Genomic DNA, 26943 nt, shown 5'->3' on the forward strand with positions numbered 1-26943 from the left:
GCGGGCCACACCCATGTCATCCGAAGGTCGCGCGCTCCAGCCAGAACTCCAGCAGCTCCCGCTCCCCCAGGACCTCCAACTCCGGGCTGTCCAGGGGCAGTCGACGGTAGAAAGCGAGCATGACGGCGGTCAGCGGGCCCCGCAGGGCAACGGTCGCCTTCTCGTGCCCGCGCCGCCACACGATGACGTCCTCGGTGAGCTCGATCACCCACTCGGCGTTCAGCCGAGGCGTCCCGTCGGTGGCATGCAGATGGATACTGCGCCCGGAGCCGCGCAGTTCCCTCGACTCGTCGTCCGGCATGGTCCGCTGTGCGAACTCCACGATCTGCAACCACTCGTCGATCGCGTCGGCGGCGATCTCCGGGGCCACCTCGTACGGCTGCCCGGCGGCGAGCGTGGCGTCGGCACGGTGGACGGTGAGTTCGTGTGCCATCCTGCGGGCCCAGAAGCCCGAGGTGGGTATCCCGGCCCAGGACCACACCTTGGCATCCGGCCCTGCCTCCCGAAGCGCGGCGCCGAGCATCTCCCCCGTCTCCGCGAGCCAGGCGTCCAGCGCCCCGGCGTCCTCGGGCCCTTCCCCCAACGGCACCCGGTCCTCGGGCACTTCCTCCTGGGCCCGGGTCCGCACCATCAGCTCCACCCAGCGCAGCGCGCCCCCGGTGTGCCGCACCAGCTGCTCCAGCGACCACTCCGGGCAGGTCGGCACGGTCACGGACAGGTCGACCCCGGACGTCAGTACGTCCCTCAGCAGGCCTACTTGGTGAGCGATCTCGTCGCAGTAGCGGTCGTGTGAGAGCAGGGTCATGCCCCGCACCCTATGTCCGCCCGGTCAGTCCAGCACGAGGATTTCGGCCGGGTCGAACTCCACCCCGACCGTGTCCCCGACCTCCGGCGCCTCACGAAGCGCGCACGCGGCCTCCAACCGCGGCCCGCCCTCCCCAGGGTGCAGATGTACGGCCACGTGGGTGCCCTTGAAGGTCCGCGCGGCCACCGTGCAGCGCAGGCCCTCGTCGGCCGCCATGAGCCGCACTCCCGCCGGTCGCACCAGCACGCTCCTGACCCCCTGGGCGGCTCCCGAAGGCACCGGAACCTTCCCCCACACCGTGTCCGCGAACTCCCCCGCCACCGTGCCCTCGACGACGTTCTCAAAGCCGAGGAAGCGGGCCACGAACTCGTCCGCCGGCCGCTGCCACACCTCAAGAGGCGTACCGGACTGGGCGATCCGCCCGTCCCGCATCACCACGACCCGGTCGGCCAGCGCGAAGGCCTCGCCCTGGTCGTGGGTGACCGCGAGCACCGTGGTGCCCAACCGCCCGAACAGCTCCCGCAGTTCGACGACCAGCCGCTCCCGCAGCGAGCGGTCCAGCTGTCCGAGCGGCTCGTCGAGCATCAGCAGCCGGGGCCGGGGCGCGAGCGCGCGGGCCAGCGCGACCCGCTGCTGCTCACCTCCGGAGAGCGCGCCGACAGCCCGGCGGGCGGCACCCGGAAGCCCGACGAGGTCGAGCAACTCCCGCACCCGCTCGTCCTGTTGTGCCCTCGCGGCTCCGTGCATCCGCAATCCGAAGGCCACATTCGCGCCCACGTCCCGCTGCGGGAAGAGCTGATGGTCCTGGAACATCAGACCGACCCCGCGCTTGTGCGCGGGCACCCCGCCCTGGTCACGCCCGTCGAGCAGGACCCGGCCCCGGTCGAGCGGTTGAAGGCCGGCCACCGCCCGCAGCAGTGTCGACTTGCCGCTGCCGCTGGGCCCGAGCACACACACGATCTCGTGCTCGGCGACATCGAGACCGACCTCGTCGAGCACGGCCCGCCCGCCGAACCGTACCGTCGCGTCCTCAAGGCTCAGCAGCATCAGAACTCCCCGGTCCGGTCGGTCCGCAGCCGCTCAAGGACCAGCAACGCCACCGCGCACACCACCATCAGGATCGTCGAAAGGGCCATCGCCTGGCCGTAGTTGAGATCACCGGCCCGCCCGAGCAGCCGTGCCACGGCGACCGGCAGCGTCGGGTTGTCGGGCCGTGCGATGAACACCGTCGCCCCGAACTCCCCCAGCGACACGGCGAACGCGAAGCCCGCCGCGATCAGCAACGCCCGCCGCACCATGGGCAGATCGACCTCCCGCCACACCCGCCACGGCGAGGCCCCGAGCACGGCCGCGGCCTCCCGCAGCCGGTGGTCCACGGCCCGCAGCACCGGCAGCATGGTCCGCACGACGAAGGGCACCCCGACCAGCGCCTGCGCGAGCGGCACCAGGATCCAGGACTGCCTGAGGTCCAGCGGCGGCTCGTCGAGCGAGATCAGGAACCCGAAGCCGACGGTCACCGCGGACACCCCGAGCGGCAGCATCAGCAGCGCGTCGAAGCCCCGTACGAACCGGCCCGCGTCCCGCCGCGTCAGCGCGGCCGCCGCGAGGCCCCCGATCACCACCGCGATGGCGGTGGCGGCGAGGGCGTACTCCAGTGAGTTCCCGACCGCCTCGATCGGCGCGACGAGGAAGACCCCGCCGTCGCTGTGGGTCAGCGCCCGGTAGTAGCCGAAGTCGGGAGCGTCGAGCGACCGTTGCACCAGCACCGCGAGCGGCAGCACCAGGAGTACGGCGACGCTGCCCACGACCCCGGCCAGCAGCCCCCACTCCCCCGCCCCTCGCGGCCGCCGGGCGGTGACGGACTCGTCCACGAGCCGCAGCGCGGTCTCCCGGCGCCGTACGGTCCACGCGTGCAGGGCGAGAACAGCGCCCACCGCGACGAACTGGATCAGCGTCAGCACGGCGGCCGTGGACAGGTCGAAGATCTCGGAGGTCTGCCGGTAGATCTCCACTTCGAGTGTCGAGAAGGTCGGCCCGCCGAGGATCTGCACTACGCCGAAGGAGGTGAAGGTGAAGAGGAAGACCATGAGGGCGGCGGCGGCCACTGCGGGCGCGAGCGCGGGGAGCGTGACCGTCCGCCAGGCCCTGAGCCGGGACGCGCCGAGCATCCGCGCGGCCTCCTCCTGACGCGGATCCAGCTGGGCCCACAGTCCGCCGACCGTCCGTACGACGACCGCGTAGTTGAAGAAGACGTGCGCGAGCAGGATCGCCCACACCGTGGTGTCCAGCCGTACGCCCCACAACTCGTCCAGCAACCCACCACGGCCGACGAGCGCCAGGAAGGCCGTACCGACGACGACGGTCGGCAGCACGAAGGGGACGGTGACCACGGCCCGCAGGATCTGTTTGCCGGGGAAGTCGAAGCGCGCGAAGACATACGCGCCGGGGAGCGCGACCAGGAGCGTGAGCGCCGTGGAGGCGAGCGCCTGCCAGGTGGTGAACCACAGGACGTGCCGGATGTCCGGCTGGGTGAGGACGTCGATGATCCTGCCGAACTGCCAGGTCCCGTCGGTCTCGAGTCCGCGCGCAACGATCGCCGACACGGGATAGGCGAAGAAGACGGCGAAGAACGCGACGGGCACGGCCATCAGCCCGAGCCGGGCCGCCGCGTTCTTGACGCCCTTGCGGGGCCTTACTTCAGTACGAGCGAGGTCCACGACTTGACCCAGTCGTCACGGTTGTCGGCGATCTTCGCCGGGTCCATGGTCTCGGGGTCCTTGGCCTGCGGACCGTACTGCGTGAACTCGGCCGGCACCTGGGCGCCGTCCACGACCGGGTAGACGAACATGTTGAGCGGCATGTCCTGCTGGAACTCCTTGGTGAGCAGGAAGTCCAGCAACGCCTTGCCGCCCTTGGCGTTCGCGGCGTTGCTCAGCAGTCCGGCGTACTCGATCTGCCGGAAGCAGGTGCCCTGCGCCACGCCGGTCGGGGCGGTCGTCGGCTTCGGGTCGGCGTAGATCACCTCGGCGGGCGGCGAGGAGGCGTACGACACGACGAGCGGCCGGTCGGCCTTCGCCTTCTTGCCCCCGGCGGAACCGGAGAACTCCTCGTTGTAGGCCTGCTCCCAGCCGTCGACGACCTTGACGCCGTTGGCCTTGAGCTTCTTCCAGTAGCCCTGCCATCCGTCGTCGCCGTACTTCGCCGCGCTCCCGAGGAGGAAGCCGAGGCCCGGCGAGGAGGTGGAGGCGTTCTCGGTGACGAGGAGGTTCTTGTAGGCGGGCTTGATCAGATCGTCGTACGACGTCGGCGGCTGGAGCTTGTGCTCGGTGAAGTAGGCCTTGTCGTAGTTGACGCAGATGTCGCCGGTGTCGATGGGCGTGACCTTGTCCCCGTCGACCCGGTACCCGGCCTTGATCCGATCGGCGCCCTTGGCCTCGTACGACTGGAAGAGCCCGTTGTCGAGCGCGCGGGACAGCAAGGTGTTGTCGACGCCGAAGAAGACGTCGCCCTGCGGGTTGTCCTTGGTGAGAATGGCCTTGTTGACGGCCTGCCCGGCGTCGCCGTCCTCCAGGACCTTGACCTGGTAGCCGGACTTCTTCTCGAAGTCGGCGAGGACGTTCTTGGAGACGGCCCACGAGTCGTGGCTGACGAGGGTGACGGTCTTGGAGCCGGAGCTTTCGGAGTCGTCGGACGACGACCCGCACGCGGACAGCGTGACGAGGCCGAGGCCGACGACGGCAGCAAGGAACTTCTTGTTGTTCACGGTGATGACCGAACTTCCTACCCAGAATGACCTGGGCGAGGTTCAGAGGGTCTGCGGCCCGATTGCCGCACTCTCAGCGCTGTGGCGCTCCCCTGTCGGATATGAAGATGTACGTACGTCCGTCAGACTACCGCTCGGTGGCCGCGAGCTGACCACAGGCCCCGTCGATCTCCTGTCCACGGGTGTCCCGGACCGTCACCGGCACACCATGGGCGGCGATGGCCTCGACGAAGGCCTTCTCGTCCTCGGGCCGGGAGGCGGTCCACTTGGACCCGGGAGTCGGGTTCAGCGGGATGAGGTTGACGTGCACCGGCTTGCCCTTGAGCAGGCGGCCGAGCCGGTCGCCCCGCCACGCCTGGTCGTTGATGTCCCGGATGAGCGCGTACTCGATGGACAGCCGACGCCCGCTCTTCTCGACGTACTCGAACCCGGCGTCGAGCACCTCGCGAACCTTCCACCGCGTGTTCACGGGGACGAGGGTGTCACGCAGCTCGTCGTCGGGCGCGTGCAGGGAGATCGCGAGCCGGCACTTGAAGCCTTCTTCGGAGAACCGGTGAATGGCGGGCACGAGCCCCACGGTCGACACGGTGATGCCGCGCTGGGAGAGCCCGAGCCCGTCGGGCGCGGGGTCGGTGAGCGCACGAATGGACCCGACGACCCGCTTGTAGTTGGCGAGCGGTTCGCCCATCCCCATGAAGACGATGTTGGAGAGCCGCGCGGGCCCGCCGGGCACCTCTCCGTCCCGGAGCGCCCGCATCCCGTCCACGATCTGGTGCACGATCTCGGCGGTGGACAGATTGCGGTCCAGTCCCGCCTGCCCGGTGGCACAGAAGGGGCAGTTCATGCCACAGCCCGCCTGCGAGCTGATGCACATGGTCACCCGGTCCGGGTACCGCATCAGCACCGACTCCACGAGCGTCCCGTCGAACAGCCGCCACAGCGTCTTGCGCGTGGTCCCCTGGTCGGTCGACAGATGCCGTACGACGGTCATGAGCTCGGGAAGCAACGCCTCCTGGAGCTTGCCGCGCGCGCCGGCCGGGATGTCGGTCCACTCCGCCGGGTCGTGCGCGTACCGCGCGAAGTAGTGCTGCGAGAGCTGCTTGGCACGAAACGGCTTCTCCCCGATCCCCGCCACGACCTCCTTGCGCTCGGCGGGCGTGAGATCGGCAAGGTGCCGCGGCGGCTTCTTGGCTCCGCGGGGGGCGACGAAAGTGAGTTCTCCGGGTGCAGGCATAACCCTTCCAGTGTGGCAGATCAACTGGGGGGCCCAGGCCGGAGTGGGGTGGGGGTGGTCACCTGTGGGTCAAGTATCTAGGGTCTCGCCCACCGCCGCAGTTTCGCGGTGATGCGTTCCTTCGAGAGTCGGGTCCCTGTGGTCTCGCTCGGGCTCGTCATGAACGCCGTGATCGGTGTCCATCGCTTGCGCCCCGTGCCAGTCGTCCACCTGATGGCAGGGAAGTCCGAGACCGCGGTGATGTGCTCTCTCATGATCACTCGCGTGCGCACATAGCCACGGATCGTCGCCTTACTGTTGTCGCAGGTGACACCGAGTCGATAGCCCCGGACAGCGATGAACACCAAACCGATCACGGCGGCCCACGCCACGAGCCGCGCGGACCCGTCACTGGCTTGAGTCGCATAAGCAACGCCCACCACTGCGGGGACTGCTCCGAGGCCGCTGTTCGCGATCCGGTTCAACGGCGAGGGTGACAGCTCCATGACGCTCCTCGATCGCATTTTCTCGCGTCCTGGCCGGCCTTCGGCCCTCCCCGGGACTGGGAGGGCGGCGTGCGGTGGCTGCGCCACGGTCTGGTGTGGGCGTCCCTGGGAGTGATCATCCTTGCCGCCCGGTTGATGTTCCCCGACACCCGGAAAGATCCGTCGGACACGGCGGCGACCGCCGGGCCGCCCGCCATGAAGAAGCCCCCGGTCAGGGGCACGGGAAACACGTCATGTGCTGACCGCCCCCTCCAGGCCGATGAGGGCGATCGCACAGCCGGCAGCCCCCGCCCTGAACAGGACGGGGGCCGGGAAAGCCGTAGACGCGAGGTAAGTCAGCCGGAGCCCACGAACAGGACCAGCAGCAGCCACACCACCGGAGCCGTCGGCAGGAGGGAGTCCAGGCGGTCCATGATGCCGCCGTGGCCCGGCAGCAGAGTGCCCATGTCCTTGATGCCGAGGTCCCGCTTGATCATCGACTCACCGAGGTCACCCAGCGTCGCGCTGGCCGCGACCGCGAGGCCGATGAGCAGGCCCTGCCACCAGGTGCCGTCGTCGATCAGGAACTGCATGCACAGCGCGCCCGCCACCATCGCGAACAGCACCGCTCCGACCAGACCCTCACGGGTCTTGCCGGGGCTGATGCGCGGCGCGAGCTTGTGCGTGCCGAAGCGCCAGCCGACGGCGTACGCGCCCGTGTCGCTGACGACGGTCAGGAGCAGGAACATCAGTACCCGGGCCGCCCCGTCCTCGGCTGTCAGCATCATCGCGACGAACGTGGCCAGGAACGGAACGTAGAACGCCGCGAAGACGCCCGCCGTGACGTCCTTGAGGTAGCCCTCCGGCGGTTCCGTCATCCGCCAGACGAGGACGGCGAGTGCCGTGAGCGCCATGGCGACCCAGGCCCCCTCGGCGCCCCTGACGTACCCCGTGACGACCATCGCGGCCCCGCCGAGCGCCAGCGGCACGAGCGGCGCCTTGATGCCCTTGCGCTCCTGAAGCCTGCTGGTCAGCTCCCACAGACCCACGACGACGGCGACCGCTATCACGCCGACGAACGCGGCCTTGACGAAGAACAGCGACGCGATGATCACCGCACCGAGTCCGACCCCGACGCCTATGGCGGCACCCAGATCCCGCCCCGCGCTCTTCTTCTGCGGCGCGGGCGCCGGCTGCGAGGAGTCGGGCATGGGCTCCGGATTCTGCTTCTGCGGCGCCGCCGCGTAGGGCTGCGCCGACGTCGTCTCGTCGCGGAACCTCTCGTCCCGGAACGCCTCGTCCCGGAACTGCTCGTCCCGGAACAAGGGACCGCTCAGCCGAGCGGCCCCCCGGTCGTCATCCTGGTCGCCGCCGTACGGAGGTACAGCGGGTCCGTCGGGCACGATGGGCATGGGCCGAGTGTGCTGCGCGTCATGCGCATCGTACGCGGGACCCGCCGGGGCAGCCCCCTGGACAGGCCCCTGGTCGGACGGCCCCCAGTGCCCGGCGTGTGGCGGCGTCCCCCAGGAAGAGTCGTTCATCAGACCTCGAGAAGCTCTGCTTCCTTGTGCTTGAGGAGCTCGTCCACCTGGGCGACGTACTTGTGCGTCGCGTCGTCGAGCTCCTTCTCCGCACGGCGGCCCTCGTCCTCGCCGACCTCGCCGTCCTTGACGAGCTTGTCGATCGCGTCCTTGGCCTTGCGGCGGACCGAGCGAATGGACACGCGCGAGTCCTCGGCCTTGGCCTTGGCGACCTTGATGTAGTCGCGGCGGCGCTCCTCGGTGAGCTCGGGGAACACCACCCGGATGATGTTGCCGTCGTTGCTCGGGTTGACGCCCAGGTCGGAATCGCGGATCGCCTGTTCGATGTTGCGCAGGGCGGTCTTGTCGAACGGGGTCACCACGGCCATGCGCGGCTCCGGCACGGAGAACGAAGCCAGCTGGTTGATCGGCGTCGGCGCGCCGTAGTAGTCGGCCACGATCTTGTTGAACATCGCCGGGTGCGCACGCCCGGTGCGGATCGCGGCGAAGTCCTCCTTGGCGACCACGACGGCCTTCTCCATCTTCTCCTCGGCCTCGAGGAGGGTCTCTTCGATCACCACTTGCTCCTGCGTGTCTTGAGTAGGCCCGGCTGCTGTTCCATATGCGTGGGGGCGGCGGCCGGCTGCGTCGCGTCTTCTTCCTGCACGGTTCCCGACCGGCAGGACATTGTCCATCCCCCGGTCAGGGACCGGGTGTATCCCGGGTCAGTCCCGGCTGTCCTGGTCACCCACAAGCGTGCCGATCTTCTCACCCTTGACAGCGCGGGCGATATTGCCCTCCGCCAGGAGCTCGAACACCAGGATCGGAAGCTTGTTGTCGCGGCACAGCGTGACGGCGGTGGCATCGGCGACCTTCAGGTCACGGGTGATGACCTCGCCGTATCCGAGGGCGTCGAACTTGACCGCGTCGGGGTTGGTCTTCGGGTCGGAGTCGTAGACCCCGTCCACGCCGTTCTTGCCCATGAGCAGCGCCTCGGCGTCGATCTCCAGGGCGCGCTGCGCGGCGGTGGTGTCGGTGGAGAAGTACGGCATGCCCATACCGGCGCCGAAGATGACCACGCGGCCCTTCTCCAGGTGGCGCACGGCACGCAGCGGGATGTACGGCTCGGCGACCTGGCCCATGGTGATGGCGGTCTGCACCCGGCTGTCGATGCCCTCCTTCTCCAGGAAGTCCTGGAGGGCGAGGCAGTTCATCACGGTGCCGAGCATGCCCATGTAGTCCGAGCGGGCGCGGTCCATGCCGCGCTGCTGGAGTTCGGCACCGCGGAAGAAGTTGCCGCCACCGATGACGACGGCGATCTCGGCACCGTCCCGGACGACGGCGGCGATCTCACGGGCGATCTTGTGCACCACGTCGGGGTCCACACCCAGGCCCCCGCCACCGGCGAACGCCTCTCCGGACAGCTTCAGCAGAAACCGGCCGCGCACTTTGCCGTCGTCGCTCTTCTGGGCCTTGGTGGTCATGGGGATCCCGCCTCTTTCACCTGTTGCACATACGAAGAAGGCCACTGCCGGTGGGAACTGGTTCGCATCCCATGCGCGGCAATGGCCTCCTCGTCAGATCTGCTGTCGTCCGCCACGCGCGTGCGTGGCGGCGTACCGGACGACTGCTGACGACCCTATAGGGCCCGCGCGTCGCTCGCGGTACGGACTCAGATGCCGACCTTGATGCGCGTGAAGCGCTTCAGGGTGACACCGGCCTCGTCCAGAACCTTCTGGACCGACTTCTTGTTGTCGAGCGCGTACGGCTGACCGAGCAGCGTGGCGTCCTTGAAGAAGCCGTTGAGGCGACCCTCGACGATCTTCGGCAGGGCGGCCTCGGGCTTGCCCTCGGCGCGGGTGGTCTCCTCGGCGACGCGGCGCTCGGACTCGACGACCTCGGCCGGCACGTCCTCCTTGGAGAGGTACTTCGGCGCGAAGGCGGCGATGTGCTGGGCGACACCGCGGGCGACCTCGGGGTTGGGCTTGTCCAGCTCGACGAGGACACCGATCTGCGGGGGCAGGTCGGGCATCGTGCGGTGCATGTACGCGGTCACGAAGCCGTCGGCGAACTGCGCGAAGCGGTCCAGGACGATCTTCTCGCCGAGGTTGGCGTTGGCCTCGTCCACGAACGCCTGGACGGTCTTGCCGGCCTCGATCTCGGAGGCGAGCAGGGCCTCCAGGTCGGCCGGGGAGGTCGCGGCGACGTGCTGCGCGATCTTCTCGGCGACGGCCTGGAACTTCTCGCCCTTGGCGACGAAGTCCGTCTCGCACTTGAGCTCGACGAGGACGCCGGAGGAGTTGTCGTCGGCGATGATCGAGACCACGGCGCCGTTCTCGGCGGAGCGGCCCTCGCGCTTGGCGACGCCCTTCTGGCCCTTGATCCGGAGCGCCTCGACTGCTTTCTCGACGTCGCCCGCGGCCTCGTCCAGCGCCTTCTTGCAGTCCATCATGCCGGCGCCCGTGAGCTCACGGAGCTTCTTGACGTCGGCGGCGGTGTAGTTCGCCATGAGTCTGTGAATCTTTCTCGAAGTCTGGAAGATCGAAGATCTACGGGGTCTACGGCCCCCATTCAGCCGGGGGCCGCCGACTCTCCGCTGACCTACGGGTGAACGGCGGGAGCGGAGTTCATGCCCCCGCTCCCGCCGTCACCCCTGACGCTGACGGATCAGACCTGCTCGGCGTCCGCGGCCGGAGCGGCCTCGGCGGCGGGGGCCTCGGCAGCGGGCGCCTCGGCCGGGGCCTCGGCCTCGGCAGCGGGGGCCTCAGCAAGAGCCTCGGTGGCCTCCGCGGCCGGAGCGGCCTCGGCGGCGGGAGCCTCCTCGGCCTTCTTCTCGCCACCCTCGAGCAGGTCGCGCTCCCACTCGGCGAGCGGCTCGCCCGCGGCCTTCTCGCCCTTGTCACCGGTGGCGACGCGCGAGCGGGAGATAAGCCCCTCGGCGACGGCGTCGGCGATCACACGGGTGAGCAGGGTGACGGAGCGGATCGCGTCGTCGTTGCCCGGGATCTTGTAGTCGACCTCGTCGGGGTCGCAGTTGGTGTCGAGGATGGCGACGACCGGGATGTTGAGCTTCCGGGCCTCGCCGACCGCGATGTGCTCCTTCTTGGTGTCCACGATCCAGACGGCGCTGGGCACCTTCTGCATCTCGCGGATACCACCGAGGGTCTTCTCCAGCTTGGCCTTCTCGCGCGAGAGCACGAGAAGCTCCTTCTTGGTCAGACCCGACGCGGCGACGTCCTCGAAGTCGATCTGCTCGAGCTCCTTGAGGCGCTGCAGACGCTTGTAGACGGTCGAGAAGTTGGTGAGCATGCCGCCCAGCCAGCGCTGGTTGACGTAGGGCATGCCGACGCGGGTGGCCTGCTCGGCGATGGCCTCCTGCGCCTGCTTCTTCGTGCCGACGAACATGACCGTGCCGCCGTGGGCGACGGTCTCCTTGACGAACTCGTAGGCGCGGTCGATGTACGACAGCGACTGGAGCAGGTCGATGATGTAGATGCCGTTGCGCTCCGTGAAGATGAACCGCTTCATCTTCGGGTTCCAACGACGGGTCTGGTGACCGAAGTGGACGCCGCTTTCCAGCAGCTCCCGCATCGTGACGACGGCCATGGCCGTTCTCCTTGGTGTTCTCGGTTGTGCCGCGCGCGCCGGATGGCACTCGCGCCTGACGCCCGCGATGCGCCTTGCCACTAGGGACCGAGAGGCGCTGACACCGGCTGTTTGAGGGCCTGATGTCGGGGCGTGCGAAGTCGACCCGGTGACCCGGATCGCCAGAAGAAGTGTACGGGACCCGCGGGGTACCGGGTGACGCCGCTGTCCACAACCCGGGAGTAGTCCACAGGTCCCGGCCAGGACCGGGGCGGGTGCGGGACGGTCTCCGCATGCGAGCGAAGCGATACGGACGATGCGGTACGTGGCTGGTGCTGGGGTTTCTGCTGCTGCTGGCGGCGCCGGCGCCCCCACCCCGGCCGCCCTTTCTCACCCCGGCGGCCACGGACACCTCGGTCCCGGCGATCGGCCGCGCCTGGCCCGTGGGCGCCCGTCCGACGGTGCTGCGCGGCTGGGAGCCCCCGGCGACGGTGTACGGCCGCGGACACCGGGGCGTGGACCTGGCGGCCCCTCCCGGAAGCCCGGTACGAGCGGTGGCGCCGGGCCGGGTGTCCTTCGCGGGGCGGGTGGCGGGGAGGGGCGTGGTCTCGGTGGAACTGGCCGGGACGGATCTTCGAACAACGTACGAGCCGGTGACGGCGTCGGTGGAGAAGGGCGCCGAGCTGGCGGCGGGCGAGGTGGTGGGCACGGTCGAACCGACGGGCTCCCACTGCACGAGCACGTGCGTGCACTGGGGCCTACGGAGGGGCGAGGCCTACCTGGATCCGCTGTCCCTGCTCCCGCCATGGCTGCTGCACAGAGGTCCTTCGAGACTGCTCCCGGTACTGGGCGTCCCGCTGCCCTGACCGCGGGCAGCAGCCGCTCGGGGCGGCTCCCGACCCACGGAGGCGGCAGGCCGCAAAACGCGGGCAGGCGAAACCCACGCCCGCCCGGCCTCAGCCCCGCACACCCCGCAGCGCCATGGACACCGCGGCCTCGGTGATCACGGACGGCTCCTCCGCGGCCCCCAGCTCGATCCTGCGCACAGCCGCGTCCACGACCCCCTGCACCAGCATCGCCGCCAGCCGGGGCTGTTCATGCCCCATCTCGCCGAGCGCCTCGACGATCATCGCGACCAGCCCCCCGTGCGCCGCCCGGATCTTCTCCCGGGCCCCTGCGTCCAGCTCGCTCGCGGAGATCGCCACGACAGCCCGGTGCCGCCGGTCCCCCACCAGCGCCAGCTGCTGCCGCACATACGCCTCGACCCTGGCCTCAGGGTCCTCCGCCGCGGCCATCGCCGCCGAGACCTCCGCGGCCCAGACGGGGAAGTCGACCGCGCACAGTTCCTCGACCACGGCGGCCCGCGACCGGAAGTACTCGTACACGGACGACCGCGCGAGCCCCGTCCGCTCGGCGAGGGCCGGGAAGGTCAGCGCCTCCGTCCCGCCCTCGGACAGCAAAGAGCGAGCCGCGTCCAGCAGGGCGGCTCGCTGCATCGACCGGTGCTCGGCCACGGAGGCCGCTCGAATCCTTGGCACGTCAACCACTGTACGGACGCGCCACCGCGGACGGGAGTCACTCCACCCGACCGGCCGTGACCGAGAGGTCGTCCGGCCAGGTCAGCGACCGAAACTGGCCAGCTTCGCCCGCAGTTGCAGCACGGACTTGGTGTGGATCTGGCTGACCCGGCTCTCGGTCACCCCCAGCACGTTCCCGATCTCCGCGAGGGTGAGCCCCTCGTAGTAGTACAGGGTGACGACGGTCTTCTCCCGCTCGGGCAGCGTGTTGATGGCCCGCGCCAGGAACCGTCTGAGCTCGCGGTCCTCGGCGACCTCCACGGGATTGTCCGCGGCGGTGTCCTCCAGGGTGTCCATGAGGCTCAGCCGGTCGCCGCCCTCGCCCCCGACATGCAGCAGCTCCTCCAGCGCCACCACGTTGGCCAGCGACAACTGGCTGAAGACCGCATGGAGATCGTCCACCGCGATCCCCAGCTCGCCGGCGACCTCCCCCTCGCTGGGCGTCCGCCTGAGCCGCGCCTCCAGCGTCGCGTACGCCCGCTCGACGTTGCGCGCCTTCTGCCGCACGGATCGCGGAATCCAGTCCAGCGCCCGCAGTTCGTCGATCATCGCGCCCCGGATCCGGGTGATCGCGTACGTCTCGAACTTGATCTCCCGGTCGATGTCGAACTTCTCGATCGCGTCGATGAGTCCGAAGACCCCCGAGGACACGAAGTCCGCCTGCTCGACATTGGGCGGCAGCCCGACGCTCACCCGCCCGGCCACGTACTTCACGAGCGGCGAGTAGTGCAGGATCAGCTGCTCGCGCAGCCGCTCGTCTCCCGTCGCTTTGTACGACCGCCACAGCTCGTCGAGCGTCGAGGGAGCGGGCGGCCGCACGCTGCCACCGTCACGGGCGGCTGGGGGGATCGCCGCCCGGTCGGATCCGGAAGTGTGCTGGGGCATTCGTCGCCTTGTGCCGTTCTGCCGTGAAGTACGCGATGTACGTGAAGTGCGTCGGAATCCCCGTGAGCGTAGCGTGACTGAGGAGTCGCAGTGCGCAAACAACGTGGCCGGGTGCATGCGCAGATGCGTTCCGGCGACCGCTCTCCCGGGGCACGGGCATCACCCTGTGTGATCACCAGAACACTCCAACTGCGGGAAACCGCAAGGGCTTCGGGCTTCGCCCGGACGGCCGAACACGCTCGGTCAACACGGGCCGCGACCGCCCCGGACGGAGATCATCGCCTGGCGTGTCAACTTCCAGCTGTCGCCGTGTCGTTCGACGTAACCAAGTGCACGGAGTTCGTACAGTCTCGCGATGGCGTCGTCCGGCGTCGTCTGCGCACCGCGCGCGATCTCCTCCACTCCGGCCTCCCGTCGTCCGGGCAGCGCGGACAGCACCCTCCGTGCCGCCGGGGCCAGCAGGTCGCGCGGCAGCACGGGCCCGCGCCGGTCGGGGGCCAGCTCCCCCATGTCGCCGACCAGCTCCACGACTTCCGCCGCGTCGGTGACCAGCGTGGCGTCCCCGCGCAGCAGCTCGTGCACTCCGGCCGACAGGCTGCTGGTGGCCGGCCCGGGCACTCCTATCGTGTGACGGCCCAAGCGCTGTGCCGCACGGGCGGTGACCAGCGAGCCGCTGCGGTGGGCGGCCTCGACGACGACGGTGCCGCGGGTGAGGGCGGCGATCACCCTGTTGCGCAGCACGAATCTGCTGGGCGTCGGATGATCGCCGGGCGGCAACTCGCCGATCACCAGACCCTGTTCCGCGATCCTGGTGATCAACTGGGTGTGTCCGCGTGGGTAGGGACGGTCGACTCCGCAGGCCAGGACGGCCACGGTGGCGCCGCCTGCGCCGAGAGCACCGCGGTGGGCGGCGCCGTCGACGCCGTACGCCCCGCCGGACACGACGACCCAGCCGCGCTCGGCGAGCCCGGTGCCGAGGGTGGCCGCCATGTGAGCCCCGTACTCGGTACAGGCACGGGCCCCCACTAGGGCGACGGACCTCAACGCCCACATCCGCAGGCTGGGCAGACCCCGCACCCACAGTCCGATCGGTCGCGCGTCCGCGAGATCGTCGAGCTGCCCCGGCCACTCGCCGCTCCCGGGAACGACGAAGCGCGCACCGGCCTCGTACGCGACGGCCAGATCACGGCGGGGCTCGGCCACCCGGGCCCGGGCCCGCAACCCGCTCCACCGCTTCTCGCTCACCCCGGGCAACGGCTCCCCGGCCCCCCGCAACCGCGCGGCCACCTCCCCCACACCCCACTCCCGAATCCACCGCCCGCCGACCTCGTCCCCGGGCTCGACGACCCGAGCGAGGAAGACGCGGTCGAGCAGCTCGCCGTCGGGTTCCTCGCCGGTCATGCCGGCGCCCCGATGGCCATGGGCACTCCCCGGGGCACTCCGGTGCGCAGTTGCAGCGCCAGGGCGACGTCCGTCGCGTCCGGACGGTCGTGTCCGGCGAGGTCCGCGACCGTCCAGGCGACACGCAGTACGCGGTCGAGCCCTCGGGCGGTCAGGACGCCCCGCTCCAGATTGCGCTCGGCCTCGTCCATCGCCCCGGACACGGCGTGCCAGCGACTTCGCAGCTCGCGCCCGGGCACCTCGCTGTTGGTCCGCCACGGCGTGCCGGCGAAGCGCATCGCCGCCCGTTCCCTGGCCGCCCGTACCCGGTCGGCGACCACGGCGGTCGACTCGCCCCGGGCACCGCGTCCGGCAAGCTGGTCACGTGTGACCCGGTCCACCTGCACCCGCAGGTCGACCCGGTCGAGCAGCGGACCGGAGAGCCGGGCCTGGTAGCGCCGGATCGCCGAGGGCGGACACTCGCAGAAGTCGTCGGTCTGCGAGAAGCGACCGCAGGGGCACGGATTCGCCGCGAGCACCATCAGGAATTTCGCCGGAAACCGCACCACGCCCGCGCTGCGCGCGATCACCACGTGCCCCGCCTCCAGCGGCTGCCGCAGCGCGTCGAGGGCCTGGGTGTTGAACTCGGGTGTCTCGTCCAGAAAGAGGACGCCTCGATGAGACAGCGACACCGCCCCGGGACGGGCGATACCGGGTCCGCCGCCGACGAGGGCCTGCATGGTGGCCGAGTGGTGCGGAGCGCAGTAGGGCGCGGCATCGATCAGGGGCTTGCCCGGCGGTAGCAGACCCGCCACCGAGTGCACCGCCGTCACCTCGAGCGACTCCTCCCGGGCCAGCCGGGGCAGGACCGCGGGCAGCCGCTCCGCGAGCATCGTCTTGCCCGCGCCGGGCGGGCCCTCCAGGAACAGGTGATGGCCACCGGCCGCCGCCACCTCCACCGCGGTCCGCGCCGAGATCTGACCGACGACATCGGCCAGGTCGTGACCGTGGTCCTGCTGCGCGGCTCCGGAGCTGTGCATGCCGGTGGCGGCTCCCGTCCCCGGCACGCGCAGGCCGGCCAGCAGCGGATCGGGGCGGCCCGGCTCGTCGGGCGCCTCGTCGGGCACCGGCTCGTCCGCGAGGACCGCGATCAGCTGCCGCAGAGTGCGCACGCCGAGCACGGAGACCCCGGGCACCAGCGAAGCCTCGGCGGCGGCACACTCCGGCACCACGACCTGCTCATAGCCGGCGTCCGCGGCGGCCAGTACCGCGGGCAGGATGCCCCTCACGGGCCGCACCCGGCCGTCCAGCCCCAGCTCTCCGATCATCACGATGTCGGCGAGCACGCGCGGGTCGATCCGCTCGGAGGCACCCAGCACGGCGCACGCGACGGCAAGGTCGAATCCCGACCCCGCCTTCGGCACCGATGCCGGACTGAGGCCCACGGTGAGCTTCTTCTGGGGCCATTCACCACCCGAGTTCACGACGGCCGCCCGAACCCGGTCCCGGCTCTCCGTCAAGCTCTTGTCCGGCAACCCCACCAGCGTGAACGCCGCCACCCCGGGCTCCAGGTCCGCCTGGACCTCGACCACGACTCCCTCGACGCCCACCAGCGCCACCGAGCACGTGCGAGCGAAACCCATCTCAGGCCACCCCCCGCGCATGCTCGACCACGGGTGCGCCGCGCTGCGGCAGGACCACACCCACCAGGTCGATGCGGACGCCTCCCGGTGGCGCGCCTCCGTGGGCGTGGATCCAGCAGGCGGCGAGGCCTCGCAGGCGCTCCGCCTTCTCGGGGGTCACCGCGGCCATGGGGTGCTCGAAGGCGCCCGTGCGCCGTGTCTTGACCTCGCAGACGACCAGGACCTCGCCGTCCCGCGCCACGATGTCGATCTCACCCGTCCTGCCACAGCGCCAGTTGCGCTCCAGGACCGTCATCCCGGCCTCGGTCAGCCGCCTCGCGGCCAGACTCTCGCCGTACTTGCCGAGTGCACTGCGTGCGTTCATGTCGGCACCACCTCCGGCGCCAACGATCACGCAGCCCCGTCCACCGAGTTGATCTTGGTGGACTACTCACCGGTTGTGGAAAACCGGGTCACCCACAGGTGTCACCCGCCCGGCAACTCCAGATCGCTCTTGTTCAGCTCCTCGATGTTCACGTCCTTGAACGTCAATACCCGGACCTGTTTCACGAAGCGAGCCGGCCGATACATGTCCCACACCCACGCATCCGCCATGGACACCTCGAAGAACACCTCACCCTGGACCGAGTGCACCTGCATCTCGTAGTCGTTGGTCAGGTAGAAGCGCCGCTCGGTCTCGATCACGTATTTGAACAGACCGACGACATCGCGGTACTCCCGGTAGAGCTTGAGCTCCATCTCGGTCTCGTACTTCTCGAGGTCCTCGGCGCTCATGGCATGTTCCCCTTCAGCCGTGCGATCCCACCATTGTGCGCCAGTCCCGTCAGCCCCTAGACGATTTCGGTGTCCAGGGTCACGGGCCCGGCCGGGGGACCTTCGTCGAGCAGCCTGCGCAGCAGCTCGGCGAGTCTGGTCGGATACACCGTCTCATGTGCCTGGCTCAGTTCCTGACACGTCCACCAGCGCGCTCCGGCGACACTGCGCCGCTCGAGCTCGGTCAGGGCCGTGGCCCGGGTGGCCGTCACCGTCGTACGGGCCAGGTAGTACCACTCGTCCTGGTCCCAGCGACGGCCCGCGAACGGGAACGAGCATGTCCGCCGCCAGAGCACCGGCCCGAGATCCACCTCGGTGATGCCGGTCTCCTCGGCGAGTTCCCTCAGCGCGGCCTCTTCACGGGTCTCCTCGCCCTCCAGTCCGCCGCCGGGCGTGAACCACCAGTCGTCGGCCGGATCGTCCGGTTCGTGCCCGTGCAGCAGCAGGATGCGGTCCTCGGGATCGAGCAGGACCACCCGGGCCACCTTGCGCAGTCCGCCTTCGGGCGAGTCGCCGTGCCCGGCCGACGCCTCAGCGGGCACCGACGGGCTCCGTCCGGACGCGGGAGCGCCCGCCGAAGAGCTTGGCGACGGGCCCGTACGCCCCGCCGCCCAGCACAAGCACCGCGCCGGCGACGATCAGGATGAAGATCGTGCGCAGCGGTCCGGGCGTGGAGAGCGCGCCGAGCGGTTCGAAGCCGGTGGGGCGCTCCAGCATGCCCTTCATGGGCCAGACGACGGCGTCCACCCGAGCGGTGACGGCCGAGCGTGCGACGGTGCCCTGGGCGGCGTCGGTGAGGTGGGCGGAGGAGTCCAGCGAGCCCTGACGCTCGTCGCCGAGCAGGAACAGGCGGTCTGCGGGCACCTTCACCGTCGGGATGGACTTGTCCTCGACCACGCCTCCCTTGAGATAGCTCTCGTCGATCTTCTTACCGTTGACGGTCAGCTTCCCGTCGGTGCAGCAGGAGACGGTGTCCCCGCCGACCGCGACGACCCGCTTGACCACCGAGGCGCCGGTCACCCAGCTCGTGTCGGTGAAGACGACGACATCGCCCCGGCGTATCTCGTCGCCGTCGACGCGCTGCGCCAGCACCCGGTCGCCCGCGTCGATCGTGGGCGTCATCGAGCCGGTGGGCACGGTGTACGGCCGGTACACCACCGCTCCCCAGGCGAATCCCCCGAGAAACAGCACCAGGCCCAGTGCGACGGCCAGTCCGGACAGTCGCTGTCCGGTCCGGCCGCCCACCGGGCCCGTGCTGGTGCCGCCGCGCTGCGGGGCCGTACGTGTAGTGCTCTCGCCACCCATGGACCCGCACCCTACCCGGCGGTACCTGGCCGGGGCAGCCCCTCCTCCCCGGCCGGGGTCACCCGCTCCGCAAAGCTTTCGCCAGGTCGCGCGGCACCCCCGGTGACCAGGGTGTGATCAGCGGGTCCGCTCCGCGGTGATCTTCCTGCGCCGCCACAACGCCACCGGCACCACACCGACGAGGGCGATCCCCTGCGGCGCGAACGTCAGGGCGGCGGAGGCCGACGACCCGTTGTTGATGCCGGCCTGGTCGAAGGTGTCGGGCTTGGGCAGCGTGCCCCAGCGGTTGAGCGGCCAGGCCTTCACGACGGCGCGCCCGACGACATCGTCGACCGGGACCATGCCGTGGTGCTTGTCCGACTGGTTGTAGCGGGAGTCACGGGAGTTCTGCCGGTGGTCGCCCATCACCCAGATGTAGCCCTTGGGGACCTTCACCGTGAACTGGCCGCCCTGGTCGTCCTGGCTGCACGGGGTGTTGCCGGGGTAGACGTACGACGCCTCGCTCAGCGCCTTGCCGTTGACCTTCAGCGGGCCGGTGCCCTCGCAGGAGACCGTGTCACCACCCACGCCGACGACGCGCTTGATGAGGTCCTTCTCCTCGGCGGAGGGCATCAGGCCGATCCAGGACAGGAACGTCTGTACGGCGTTCGGGTCCGCGGTCGGCTCGCCCGCCAGCCAGTTGTCGGGGTCGTGGAAGACGACCACCTCGCCGCGCTCGGGCTCGGAGCCGAACCACGGGGTGAGCTTGTCGACCAGGACGCGGTCGCCCTCCTGGAGGGTGTTCTGCATCGAGTCGGACGGGATCGAGAAGGCCTGCACCAGAAACGTCTTGATCAGCAGCGCCAGCACGAGCGCGATGCCGATCAGGATGGGCAGTTCCTTCCAGAAGGAGCGCTGCTTCTTGGCCTTGGGGGCGGAGTCGCCCGGCCCCCCTCCCTTGACCTCCGTCGTCATGCCGTCCTCGGTCGCCCCGGAGTCATTCCCGGAGGTCACGGCGCTGTCCGCGGCCGGGTCGGCTGCTTCCACGGGGCGTCCGCGGTGCTCCTCGCCGTCGTGCCCGGATCGTGCGCCAACCGCCACATCCCCCACGCCAACTCCTTACTCTGTGCCGCCGCCTGCCCCAGATTCGGCGCAGGCCCACCACTCCCATAACGAGCGGGAGTTCCGCAGGGCTCGGGAGTTGGATCGCTTCGTTCGGATCCTCGGGAGCAACCCTAAGCGACGCCTGGGAGCCTGAGGTCGTCCCTGGTGCCGAGTCGGCCACGGAAGAGTAAGTTTTCGGTTCGTTCAGTGTCGTCCAGTGCCCAAAGGGCCAGGCGATGACCATGGCCCGTCCGACCACCGAGTCCAGGGAGACGGTGCCGCCGTAGTCGGTGTCCTGGTGCGAGCGGGAGTCCGCGGAGTTGGCGCGGTGGTCCCCCATCACCCACAGCCGCCCCTGCGGGACGGTGATGTCGAACTGCTGGGTGGACGGAGCGTTTCCGGGATACAGGTAGTCGGTCTCGCTCAGGGGGACGCCGTTGACGGTGACCCGCCCCTGGGTGTCGCAGCACTTGACGCGGTCGCCACCGACCCCGACGACCCGCTTGATGAGGTCCTTCTCGTTGTCGGACGGCAGCAGGCCGATGAAGGTCAGGCCCTCCTTGACCTGCTTGACGACGATGGGGTCGTCCTTCTTCGTCGTGGTCTGCTCGTCCTGGAGCCAGCCGCCGGGGTCCTTGAACACGACGACGTCCCCGCGCTGCGGCTCGGAGCCGAACCACGGGGTGAACTTGTCGACCAGGACCCGGTCGCCGATCCGGATCGTCTGTTCCATCGAGCCGGACGGAATCACGAACGCCTGGACGAGGAAGGTCTTCAGGACCAGGGCTATGAGGACGGCCACGCCGACCAGGAGGGGTATCTCCTTGACCGCGCCGCGCCTCCTGCGCCGCTTGACCTTGCGCTGGAGCTTGCGCCGCTCCGCGCGCGAACGGCCGCCCGTGGAGCCGGCGGAACGCCGGACGCCGGTGGGCAGCAGATTGTCGGCGGCGGAACTCGACACACCGCGTGGTTTGCCGCGGTTACCCATGCGCGCCCTCCGCTGCGGGCACGCGCGCGTAGGCGGCGGAACGGTGCAGACGGGTGGCGTGGCCGGCGGGCCAGATGATCCAGTCGGCCCGTCCGAGAACATCCTCGACGGGGATCATGCCGCCGCCCGGTGAGCCGAGATGGTCCCGGGAGTCGCTGGAGACGCTGCGATGGTCACCGAGGACGAACAGCGCGCCGTCGGGCACCTCGACCTCGAAGGACACCGAGGACGGGCTGTCGCCCGGGTACAGGAAGCCCGACTCGTCGACCGACCGGCCGTTCACCTCGATCCTCCCCACCTTGTCGCAGCAGACCACGTGGTCTCCCCCCACACCCACAACGCGCTTGATGTAGTCCCCGTCCCCGAAATACCCGGTTCCGTCGAACACGACCACATCTCCCCGCCGCGGCTCGGCACCGAAACGGTACGCCAACCTATTTACGAGAACGCGGTCCCCGATCCTCAATCCGTTTTCCATGGATCCGCTGGGAATCTGGAATGGTCTGACCACGAACGTACTGATCAGCAGAAGAAAGACCAGGCAGAGCAGCAGGGCCAGGGAGATCCGGCCCCCCGGCAGTCCCTCGGTGATCCTCGACACCAACGCGAAACGCGACCGTCCCTCCGCGGCCCCTGGTTCGGGGCGGGAGGAGCGGTCGCGCTCCGTCGGCTGTGCTTCGGTGTCCATCGGAGCCAGATGCTATCCGGCCCCGCTGTGACCTCCGAAAAGCGCTCAGTTGTCGCGCTTCTCCTTGATCTTCGCGGCCTTGCCGCGGAGCTCGCGCAGGTAGTACAGCTTCGCGCGACGCACGTCACCGCGGGTGACCAGCTCGATCTTCTCGACGATCGGGGTGTGCACCGGGAAGGTGCGCTCGACGCCGACGGAGAACGAGACCTTGCGGACCGTGAAGGTCTCGCGGACACCGGCGCCCTGGCGACGGATCACCACGCCCTTGAACTGCTGCACACGGGAGCGGTTGCCCTCGATGACGCGGACGTGGACGTTGACGGTGTCACCCGGGCGGAAGGCCGGGATGTCGGTGCGCAGCGACGCGGAGTCGACGGAGTCGAGCAGTTGAGACATTTCGTCTGCTTTCTTCGCCCATGCCACAGGTCATCGGCGGTAGTTAGTGTTTCGTGAGGAGGCTGTCCGTGCCGGGGCGGGCGTCGTGTCCCCCTGTGGCAGGGGCGCACGCCGGACGACGCACAACAGCGGCCTATTCTTCCACGGCTTCCGGCCTGCGCCAAAATCGGCCGTACGGCTCCCCCGCCGGGTCCGGCGCCCAGCCCAGGATGGAGAGCATCTCGCGGTCCTTCTTGTTGAAGGCCCCGGGGTCACAGCGCTCGATGAGGTCGGGCCGGTTGGCCGCCGTACGCCGGAGTGCCTCGTCGCGGCGCCAGCGGGCGATCTTGCCGTGGTGCCCGCTGAGCAGCACGTCCGGGATGCCGCGGCCGCGCCACTCGGGCGGCTTGGTGTAGACGGGTCCTTCGAGCAGGTTCGCCATGGCTCCGGGCGCGAAGGAGTCGTCCCGGTGCGACTCGGCGTTGCCCAGTACACCGGGCAGCAGCCGGGCCACGGCCTCGGTGATCACCAGTACGGCGGCTTCGCCCCCGGCGAGGACGTAGTCGCCGATGGACACCTCGTGGACGGGCATCCGGGTGGCGTACTCGTCGATCACCCGGCGGTCGATGCCCTCGTAGCGCGCCGGAGTGAAGATCAGCCAGGGACGCTCGGAGAGCTCCACGGCGAGTTCCTGGGTGAAGGGGCGGCCGCTCGGGGTGGGGACGATGAGCGCGGGCGCCCGGGAGCCCGTCTCGTAGCCGTCCGCGAGCACGCAGTCCAGCGCGTCCCCCCAGGGGTCGGTCTTCATGACCATGCCCGGGCCGCCGCCGTACGGGGTGTCGTCGACGGTGTTGTGCCGGTCGTAGGTCCACTCGCGCAGATCGTGGACGTGCACGTCCAGCTGCCCACGCGCGCGTGCCTTGCCGACCAGCGAGACGTTCAGGGGTTCGAGGTACTCGGGGAAGATCGTGACGACGTCGAGCCGCATCAGGACTCGTCCTCGGAGTCACGGGAGGACGCGATCTCGGCGCGGTCGTCGATCAGGCCGGGCGGTGGTGTGATGACCGCCTTCTGCTCCGCCAGGTCGATCTCGGCGACGATCTCCTCGACGAACGGGATCATCACCTCGCTGCCGTCGGGCCGCTCGACGATGAAGAGGTCCTGGGAGGGCAGGTGCGAGATCTCGGTGATCCGGCCGACCTCGACGCCGTCCGCGGTGACCACGTCGAGGTCCATCAGCTGGTGGTCGTAGTACTCGTCCTCCTCCTCCGGCAGCTCCTCCGGGTCGACCTCGGCGATCAGGAGGGTGTTGCGGAGGGCCTCGGCGGCGGTGCGGTCCTTCACGCCCTCGAAGCGCAGGAGGAGACGGCCGCTGTGGACGCGGCCGGTCTCGATGGTGAGCGGCCCCGTGGAGGGCGGATCGGTGGCCAGGACGGCGCCGGGGGCGAGCCTGAGTTCGGGCTCGTCGGTTCGTACCTCGACGGTGACGTCGCCCTTGATGCCGTGGGCGCGGCCGATCCGTGCGACTACCAGCTGCACTGTGCTTGCTCTCCTGTCATACGACTACGGGCCGGGGACGGCCCGATGGCCCTCCCCGGCCCGAGCCGGTGCTGCGTTTGACGTCAGCGGACGTGGTCGACGTCGACGAGGTCGACGCGGACACCGCGGCCGCCGATGGCACCCACGACGGTGCGCAGGGCACGCGCGGTGCGGCCGTTGCGGCCGATCACCTTGCCGAGGTCGTCGGGGTGGACCCGGACCTCGAGAACGCGCCCGCGGCGCAGGTTGCGAGAGGCGACCTGCACATCGTCAGGGTTGTCGACGATGCCCTTCACGAGGTGCTCGAGAGCCTCCTCGAGCATGCTCAGGCCTCGGTCGACCCGGACTCGGCCGAGGCCTCGTCCTTCTTCTCGGTCTTCTTCTTCTGGGTGATGGCCTCACCCTTGCCCTCGTCGTCGCCACCAAGGGCCTCGAACAGGGGACGCGCGGCCTTCTCGGCCGGCTGGAGCAGCGGAGCCGGGGCGGGCTCGCCCTTGAACTTCTGCCAGTCGCCGGTCTTCTTCAGGATGGCGAGAACGGGCTCGGTCGGCTGGGCGCCGACACCGAGCCAGTACGCCACACGGTCGGCGTCGACCTCGATGCGCGAGGGGTTCTGCACCGGGTGGTACAGGCCGATCTCCTCGATCGCACGGCCATCACGGCGAGTGCGGGAGTCGGCGACGACGATGCGGTAGTGAGGCGAACGGATCTTGCCCAGACGCTTCAGCTTGATCTTGACTGCCACGGGAGTGGGTTCTCCTGGATTTGACGTGGTTGGGCACGGCGAGACTGCCGCGTGGGGTTGCGGTACCCGAGTGCCCGATGGACGCGTCAGCCGGAGGCGAGAGGGTTCCTGTGCGGCTGTCGAGTACAGCTAGCCATTGTGCCACACCCCGCGGCTCACGTCGGACCGAGGCCGCGCACGTGCACGCCCGAGGGGCACCCGGCGTTCCAGGTGCCCTCGGGCAGACCGCGGCTGCCACGAGCAGCCGCGGTCTCAGCTCGCTGCCGCGCCCACGATCTCGGGGATGCGGAACGGCTTGCCGCACCCCCCGCAGACGATCGGCGCCTGGGCCAGGACGGAGGGGACGACCCTCACATTGCGGCCGCAGTCGCAGACCGCTTTGACCCGGACCCCGCCTCCGGAGGAGCCGTGACGGGCCGCCGGTCCCCGGAAGGAGCGGGCGGTGTCGGCGGAGGTCGCCGCCGTGTGGGCCTTGAGGGCGCGCTGGAGCTGATCGATGGTCGGGCGATACCGACGCTTTGCCTCGGGGGTGAGCGTGACCAGTGAGAAGCCGCTGCTCGGGTGCGGCTCCTCGGGGTGGTCCAGGCCCATCTCCTCGGCGATCGCGAGGAATCTGCGGTTGTGGTAGCGGCCGGCGCGGGAGGTGTCGCGGATGCCTCGCGCGGCGGCGATGCCGTGGACTGCCTCGTGAAGCAGTCGCTCGAAGGAGAGCTCGTGACCGCACGCGGACGACGACTCCCCGATCAGGGACTCTGGCGCGGCAAGGTCAGGCAGTTCGGGGTGGTACCGCTGAATGTCGGCCCACGCCTCTGCCAGCTCTGCGGCGAGAACAGGTGGTGTCTGTGTCGTGCTCACGTAATGACAACGAGCCGGAGTGCCCCTGTGTTCCTATTCCGGGGCATCCCAAATATTTTGCACGTACCCGTCAGTTGCCGCTGATGCGTGGAGACGAGGGCGGGTGCGCTGATCTGCGGAGAAGCCTCGCAGCTCATACCAAGCTGGTGCGTAGTGTGAGGTACGCCCCGGCGCGTAGATCGTGTCCACGCGCCGGTGCGGTTGTGATCCGCAGATGCGCAAGAGGCGTTTCGGCCGCTCTCGCACCGGAAGGGCTCTGCCTCAGTAAGCGCGCGCGACGACCGCGACGTTACCGGGCGCGTCGTCGGCACTCGGCACCGACCCGTCCTCCGCGACCAGACACCGTACGGTCACCCCGTGCTCGGCCAGCCTGGCCTCGCCGTCTTCGCCGAGGGTGGCCCACGGGATCCGCGCCCAGCCGCCGGCGACAGCGGCCTCGACGGCTTCGTCGAACGTCGACACCTCGGTCGTACGGGACTCGCGGCGCTCGCGGGACTGGGCCAGCAGCAGCGCCTGGTCCTCCTCGAGGACGGCCGGGAGCAGTCGTACGAGATCCTCGACGGCGATCGCTTCCTTGCCTCCCGGAATCCGCCGGGCCACCATCGCGGTGCCGTTCTCCAGGTCACGGGGCCCGATCTCGACGCGGACCGGTACGCCCTTGAGCTCCCAGTCGACCGCGCGGCGGCCGAAGGGGGTGTCGGTGCGGTCGTCGACGTGGACGCGGATGCCCGCCGCCTTCAACCGGGCGCCGATCTCGCGGACCTTGGCCAGAACCGGCTCGTCGCCCTTGATCGCGAGGACGACGACCTGGGTCTGCGCGAGCCGCGGCGGGACGCGGAGGCCGTTGTCGTCGCCGTGCATCATCACCAGGGCGCCGATCATGCGGGTGGTCGAGCCCCAGGAGGTCTGCCAGACGAGTTCCTGTGTGCCGTCCTTGGACAGGTACGAGGTGTTGAAGGCCTTGGCGAAGTTCTGGCCCAACTCGTGGCTGGTGGCCATCTGGAGGGCCTTGCCGTCGCCCATCATGCCTTCGAGCGTGAGGGTGTTGACGGCGCCGGCGAAGCGCTCCTTGACCGTCTTGCGGCCGGGGACGACGTCCATGGCGAGGACATTGGTCATGAAGTCCTCGTAGACCTGCCGGTGGATGTGCGAGGCGAAGGCACGCGCGTCCTCCTCGGTCGCGTGCGCGGTGTGGCCCTCCTGCCACAGGAACTCCGTCGTCCGCAGGAAGAGCCGGGGACGAAGTTCCCAACGCACCACGTTCGCCCACTGGTTGATCAGCAGCGGCAGGTCGCGGTAGCTCTGCACCCACTTCGAGAAGTAGTCGTTGATGATCATCTCGGAGGTGGGGCGGACGACCGCGGGCTCCTCGAGTTCCTTGCCGCCGCCGTGGGTGACCACCGCGAGCTCGGGCGCGAACCCCTCGACATGGTCGGCCTCCCGGGTGAGGTACGACTGCGGGATCAGCAGCGGGAAGTACGCGTTCTGGGTTCCCGTCTCCTTGATGCGGGCGTCCATCTCGGCCTGCATCCGCTCCCACAGTCCGTACCCGTACGGTCGGATGACCATGGTGCCGCGCACCGGACCGTTGTCGGCCAGTTCGGCCTTGGTGATCAGATCCTGGTACCAGCGCGGGAAGTCGTCCGCCCGGGGTGTGAGAACAGGTGCCTTTGCCATGGCGCGATGTTACGGGCGC

30 protein-coding genes and 1 riboswitch are annotated in these 26943 nt (G+C 69.7%); of the genes, 1 reads left to right on the forward strand and 29 read right to left on the reverse strand.

Features of this window, described 5'->3' with window-relative positions; genetic code table 11:
* Window positions 1–16: 16 nt before the first annotated feature.
* The 11 genes from M2157_RS14925 to rpsB all read right to left on the reverse strand — a co-directional run bounded on the left by M2157_RS14925 (window position 17) and on the right by rpsB (window position 11392).
* Window positions 17–805 (reverse strand): maleylpyruvate isomerase family mycothiol-dependent enzyme, encoded by a 789-nt coding sequence (locus M2157_RS14925; protein ID WP_280862349.1) that lies wholly within the window; start codon window positions 803–805, stop codon window positions 17–19.
* A gap of 24 nt (window positions 806–829) precedes the next feature.
* Window positions 830–1852 carry an ABC transporter ATP-binding protein gene (locus M2157_RS14930; RefSeq protein ID WP_280862350.1) on the reverse strand — a complete coding sequence of 341 codons (1023 nt, stop codon included), beginning with the start codon at window positions 1850–1852 and terminating at the stop codon, window positions 830–832.
* Window positions 1852–3453 (reverse strand): iron ABC transporter permease, encoded by a 1602-nt coding sequence (locus M2157_RS14935; protein ID WP_280868206.1) that lies wholly within the window; start codon window positions 3451–3453, stop codon window positions 1852–1854. The genes M2157_RS14930 and M2157_RS14935 overlap by 1 nt, the downstream gene beginning before the upstream one ends.
* 44 nt (window positions 3454–3497) lie before the next feature.
* The gene (locus M2157_RS14940; protein ID WP_280862351.1) at window positions 3498–4568 is read right to left on the reverse strand and encodes a thiamine ABC transporter substrate-binding protein; all 1071 of its coding nucleotides are present in this window, start codon (window positions 4566–4568) and stop codon (window positions 3498–3500) included.
* Window positions 4565–4672: riboswitch (TPP riboswitch) on the reverse strand. (Overlaps the previous gene by 4 nt.)
* A 23-nt stretch (window positions 4673–4695) precedes the next feature.
* Complete coding sequence (rlmN, locus tag M2157_RS14945) at window positions 4696–5802, reverse strand: 23S rRNA (adenine(2503)-C(2))-methyltransferase RlmN (protein WP_280862352.1); 1107 nt, start codon at window positions 5800–5802, stop codon at window positions 4696–4698.
* Between the two features lie 77 nt (window positions 5803–5879).
* On the reverse strand, window positions 5880–6287 hold the full coding sequence (locus M2157_RS14950) for a hypothetical protein (protein WP_280865475.1): 408 nt from the start codon (window positions 6285–6287) through the stop codon (window positions 5880–5882).
* A 335-nt stretch (window positions 6288–6622) separates the two neighbouring features.
* Complete coding sequence (locus tag M2157_RS14955) at window positions 6623–7807, reverse strand: phosphatidate cytidylyltransferase (protein ID WP_280865476.1); 1185 nt, start codon at window positions 7805–7807, stop codon at window positions 6623–6625.
* Complete coding sequence (gene frr / locus M2157_RS14960; RefSeq protein ID WP_057616820.1) at window positions 7807–8364, reverse strand: ribosome recycling factor; 558 nt, start codon at window positions 8362–8364, stop codon at window positions 7807–7809. Before frr ends, M2157_RS14955 begins: the two co-directional genes overlap by 1 nt.
* A gap of 147 nt (window positions 8365–8511) precedes the next feature.
* Complete coding sequence (gene pyrH, locus M2157_RS14965) at window positions 8512–9270, reverse strand: UMP kinase (RefSeq protein WP_020138770.1); 759 nt, start codon at window positions 9268–9270, stop codon at window positions 8512–8514.
* A gap of 188 nt (window positions 9271–9458) precedes the next feature.
* Entirely contained in the window at window positions 9459–10295 is an 837-nt protein-coding gene (gene tsf, locus M2157_RS14970) for a translation elongation factor Ts (RefSeq protein WP_280862355.1), read from the reverse strand.
* Between the two features lie 158 nt (window positions 10296–10453).
* Window positions 10454–11392, reverse strand: a complete 939-nt coding sequence (gene rpsB, locus M2157_RS14975; protein WP_280865477.1) for a 30S ribosomal protein S2 — start codon at window positions 11390–11392, stop codon at window positions 10454–10456.
* Between the two features lie 272 nt (window positions 11393–11664).
* Between rpsB and M2157_RS14980 the strand changes: the two genes are divergently transcribed.
* A complete protein-coding gene (locus tag M2157_RS14980) occupies window positions 11665–12237 on the forward strand; it encodes a M23 family metallopeptidase (protein WP_280865478.1) in 573 nt (190 codons plus the stop codon).
* 90 nt (window positions 12238–12327) lie between these two features.
* Here the strand turns inward: M2157_RS14980 and M2157_RS14985 are convergent, their stop codons facing one another.
* From M2157_RS14985 to proS, 18 genes are all read right to left on the reverse strand, one after another.
* Window positions 12328–12885 carry a TetR/AcrR family transcriptional regulator gene (locus M2157_RS14985; protein ID WP_266527823.1) on the reverse strand — a complete coding sequence of 186 codons (558 nt, stop codon included), beginning with the start codon at window positions 12883–12885 and terminating at the stop codon, window positions 12328–12330.
* A gap of 105 nt (window positions 12886–12990) precedes the next feature.
* The gene (gene whiG, locus M2157_RS14990) at window positions 12991–13833 is read right to left on the reverse strand and encodes an RNA polymerase sigma factor WhiG (RefSeq protein ID WP_280862358.1); all 843 of its coding nucleotides are present in this window, start codon (window positions 13831–13833) and stop codon (window positions 12991–12993) included.
* Window positions 13834–14076: 243 nt separating this feature from the next.
* Window positions 14077–15234, reverse strand: coding sequence for a DNA-processing protein DprA (dprA, locus tag M2157_RS14995; RefSeq protein WP_280865479.1), 1158 nt, complete (start codon window positions 15232–15234; stop codon window positions 14077–14079).
* A complete protein-coding gene (locus tag M2157_RS15000) occupies window positions 15231–16856 on the reverse strand; it encodes a YifB family Mg chelatase-like AAA ATPase (protein ID WP_280862360.1) in 1626 nt (541 codons plus the stop codon). The genes dprA and M2157_RS15000 overlap by 4 nt, the downstream gene beginning before the upstream one ends.
* Before the next feature lies 1 nt (window position 16857).
* Window positions 16858–17220 carry a YraN family protein gene (locus M2157_RS15005; RefSeq protein ID WP_069765491.1) on the reverse strand — a complete coding sequence of 121 codons (363 nt, stop codon included), beginning with the start codon at window positions 17218–17220 and terminating at the stop codon, window positions 16858–16860.
* Between the two features lie 101 nt (window positions 17221–17321).
* Complete coding sequence (locus tag M2157_RS15010) at window positions 17322–17630, reverse strand: DUF2469 domain-containing protein (RefSeq protein WP_003965949.1); 309 nt, start codon at window positions 17628–17630, stop codon at window positions 17322–17324.
* Window positions 17631–17686: 56 nt separating this feature from the next.
* Complete coding sequence (locus M2157_RS15015) at window positions 17687–18211, reverse strand: NUDIX hydrolase (RefSeq protein ID WP_280862361.1); 525 nt, start codon at window positions 18209–18211, stop codon at window positions 17687–17689.
* Window positions 18201–18974, reverse strand: a complete 774-nt coding sequence (gene lepB / locus M2157_RS15020; protein WP_280865480.1) for a signal peptidase I — start codon at window positions 18972–18974, stop codon at window positions 18201–18203. Before lepB (M2157_RS15020) ends, M2157_RS15015 begins: the two co-directional genes overlap by 11 nt.
* 117 nt (window positions 18975–19091) lie before the next feature.
* Window positions 19092–20063, reverse strand: a complete 972-nt coding sequence (gene lepB, locus M2157_RS15025) for a signal peptidase I (RefSeq protein WP_280862363.1) — start codon at window positions 20061–20063, stop codon at window positions 19092–19094.
* Entirely contained in the window at window positions 19951–21045 is a 1095-nt protein-coding gene (gene lepB, locus M2157_RS15030; RefSeq protein WP_280862364.1) for a signal peptidase I, read from the reverse strand. Before lepB (M2157_RS15030) ends, lepB (M2157_RS15025) begins: the two co-directional genes overlap by 113 nt.
* A complete protein-coding gene (lepB, locus tag M2157_RS15035) occupies window positions 21038–21733 on the reverse strand; it encodes a signal peptidase I (RefSeq protein WP_280862365.1) in 696 nt (231 codons plus the stop codon). The genes lepB (M2157_RS15030) and lepB (M2157_RS15035) overlap by 8 nt, the downstream gene beginning before the upstream one ends.
* A gap of 45 nt (window positions 21734–21778) precedes the next feature.
* Entirely contained in the window at window positions 21779–22129 is a 351-nt protein-coding gene (gene rplS / locus M2157_RS15040; protein WP_280862366.1) for a 50S ribosomal protein L19, read from the reverse strand.
* Between the two features lie 133 nt (window positions 22130–22262).
* On the reverse strand, window positions 22263–23096 hold the full coding sequence (gene trmD, locus M2157_RS15045; protein WP_280862367.1) for a tRNA (guanosine(37)-N1)-methyltransferase TrmD: 834 nt from the start codon (window positions 23094–23096) through the stop codon (window positions 22263–22265).
* Entirely contained in the window at window positions 23096–23647 is a 552-nt protein-coding gene (gene rimM / locus M2157_RS15050) for a ribosome maturation factor RimM (RefSeq protein ID WP_266527566.1), read from the reverse strand. Before rimM ends, trmD begins: the two co-directional genes overlap by 1 nt.
* An 83-nt stretch (window positions 23648–23730) precedes the next feature.
* Window positions 23731–23970: an RNA-binding protein gene (locus tag M2157_RS15055; RefSeq protein WP_003973401.1), complete on the reverse strand. Its 240-nt coding sequence runs from the start codon at window positions 23968–23970 to the stop codon at window positions 23731–23733.
* Between the two features lie 2 nt (window positions 23971–23972).
* The gene (rpsP, locus tag M2157_RS15060) at window positions 23973–24392 is read right to left on the reverse strand and encodes a 30S ribosomal protein S16 (protein ID WP_280862368.1); all 420 of its coding nucleotides are present in this window, start codon (window positions 24390–24392) and stop codon (window positions 23973–23975) included.
* A 252-nt stretch (window positions 24393–24644) separates the two neighbouring features.
* Window positions 24645–25247, reverse strand: a complete 603-nt coding sequence (locus M2157_RS15065; RefSeq protein ID WP_266559152.1) for a hypothetical protein — start codon at window positions 25245–25247, stop codon at window positions 24645–24647.
* A gap of 261 nt (window positions 25248–25508) precedes the next feature.
* Complete coding sequence (gene proS, locus M2157_RS15070; RefSeq protein ID WP_280862369.1) at window positions 25509–26924, reverse strand: proline--tRNA ligase; 1416 nt, start codon at window positions 26922–26924, stop codon at window positions 25509–25511.
* Window positions 26925–26943: the final 19 nt, after the last annotated feature.

Source organism: Streptomyces sp. SAI-127 (genome assembly GCF_029894425.1).
Classification (GTDB): domain Bacteria; phylum Actinomycetota; class Actinomycetes; order Streptomycetales; family Streptomycetaceae; genus Streptomyces.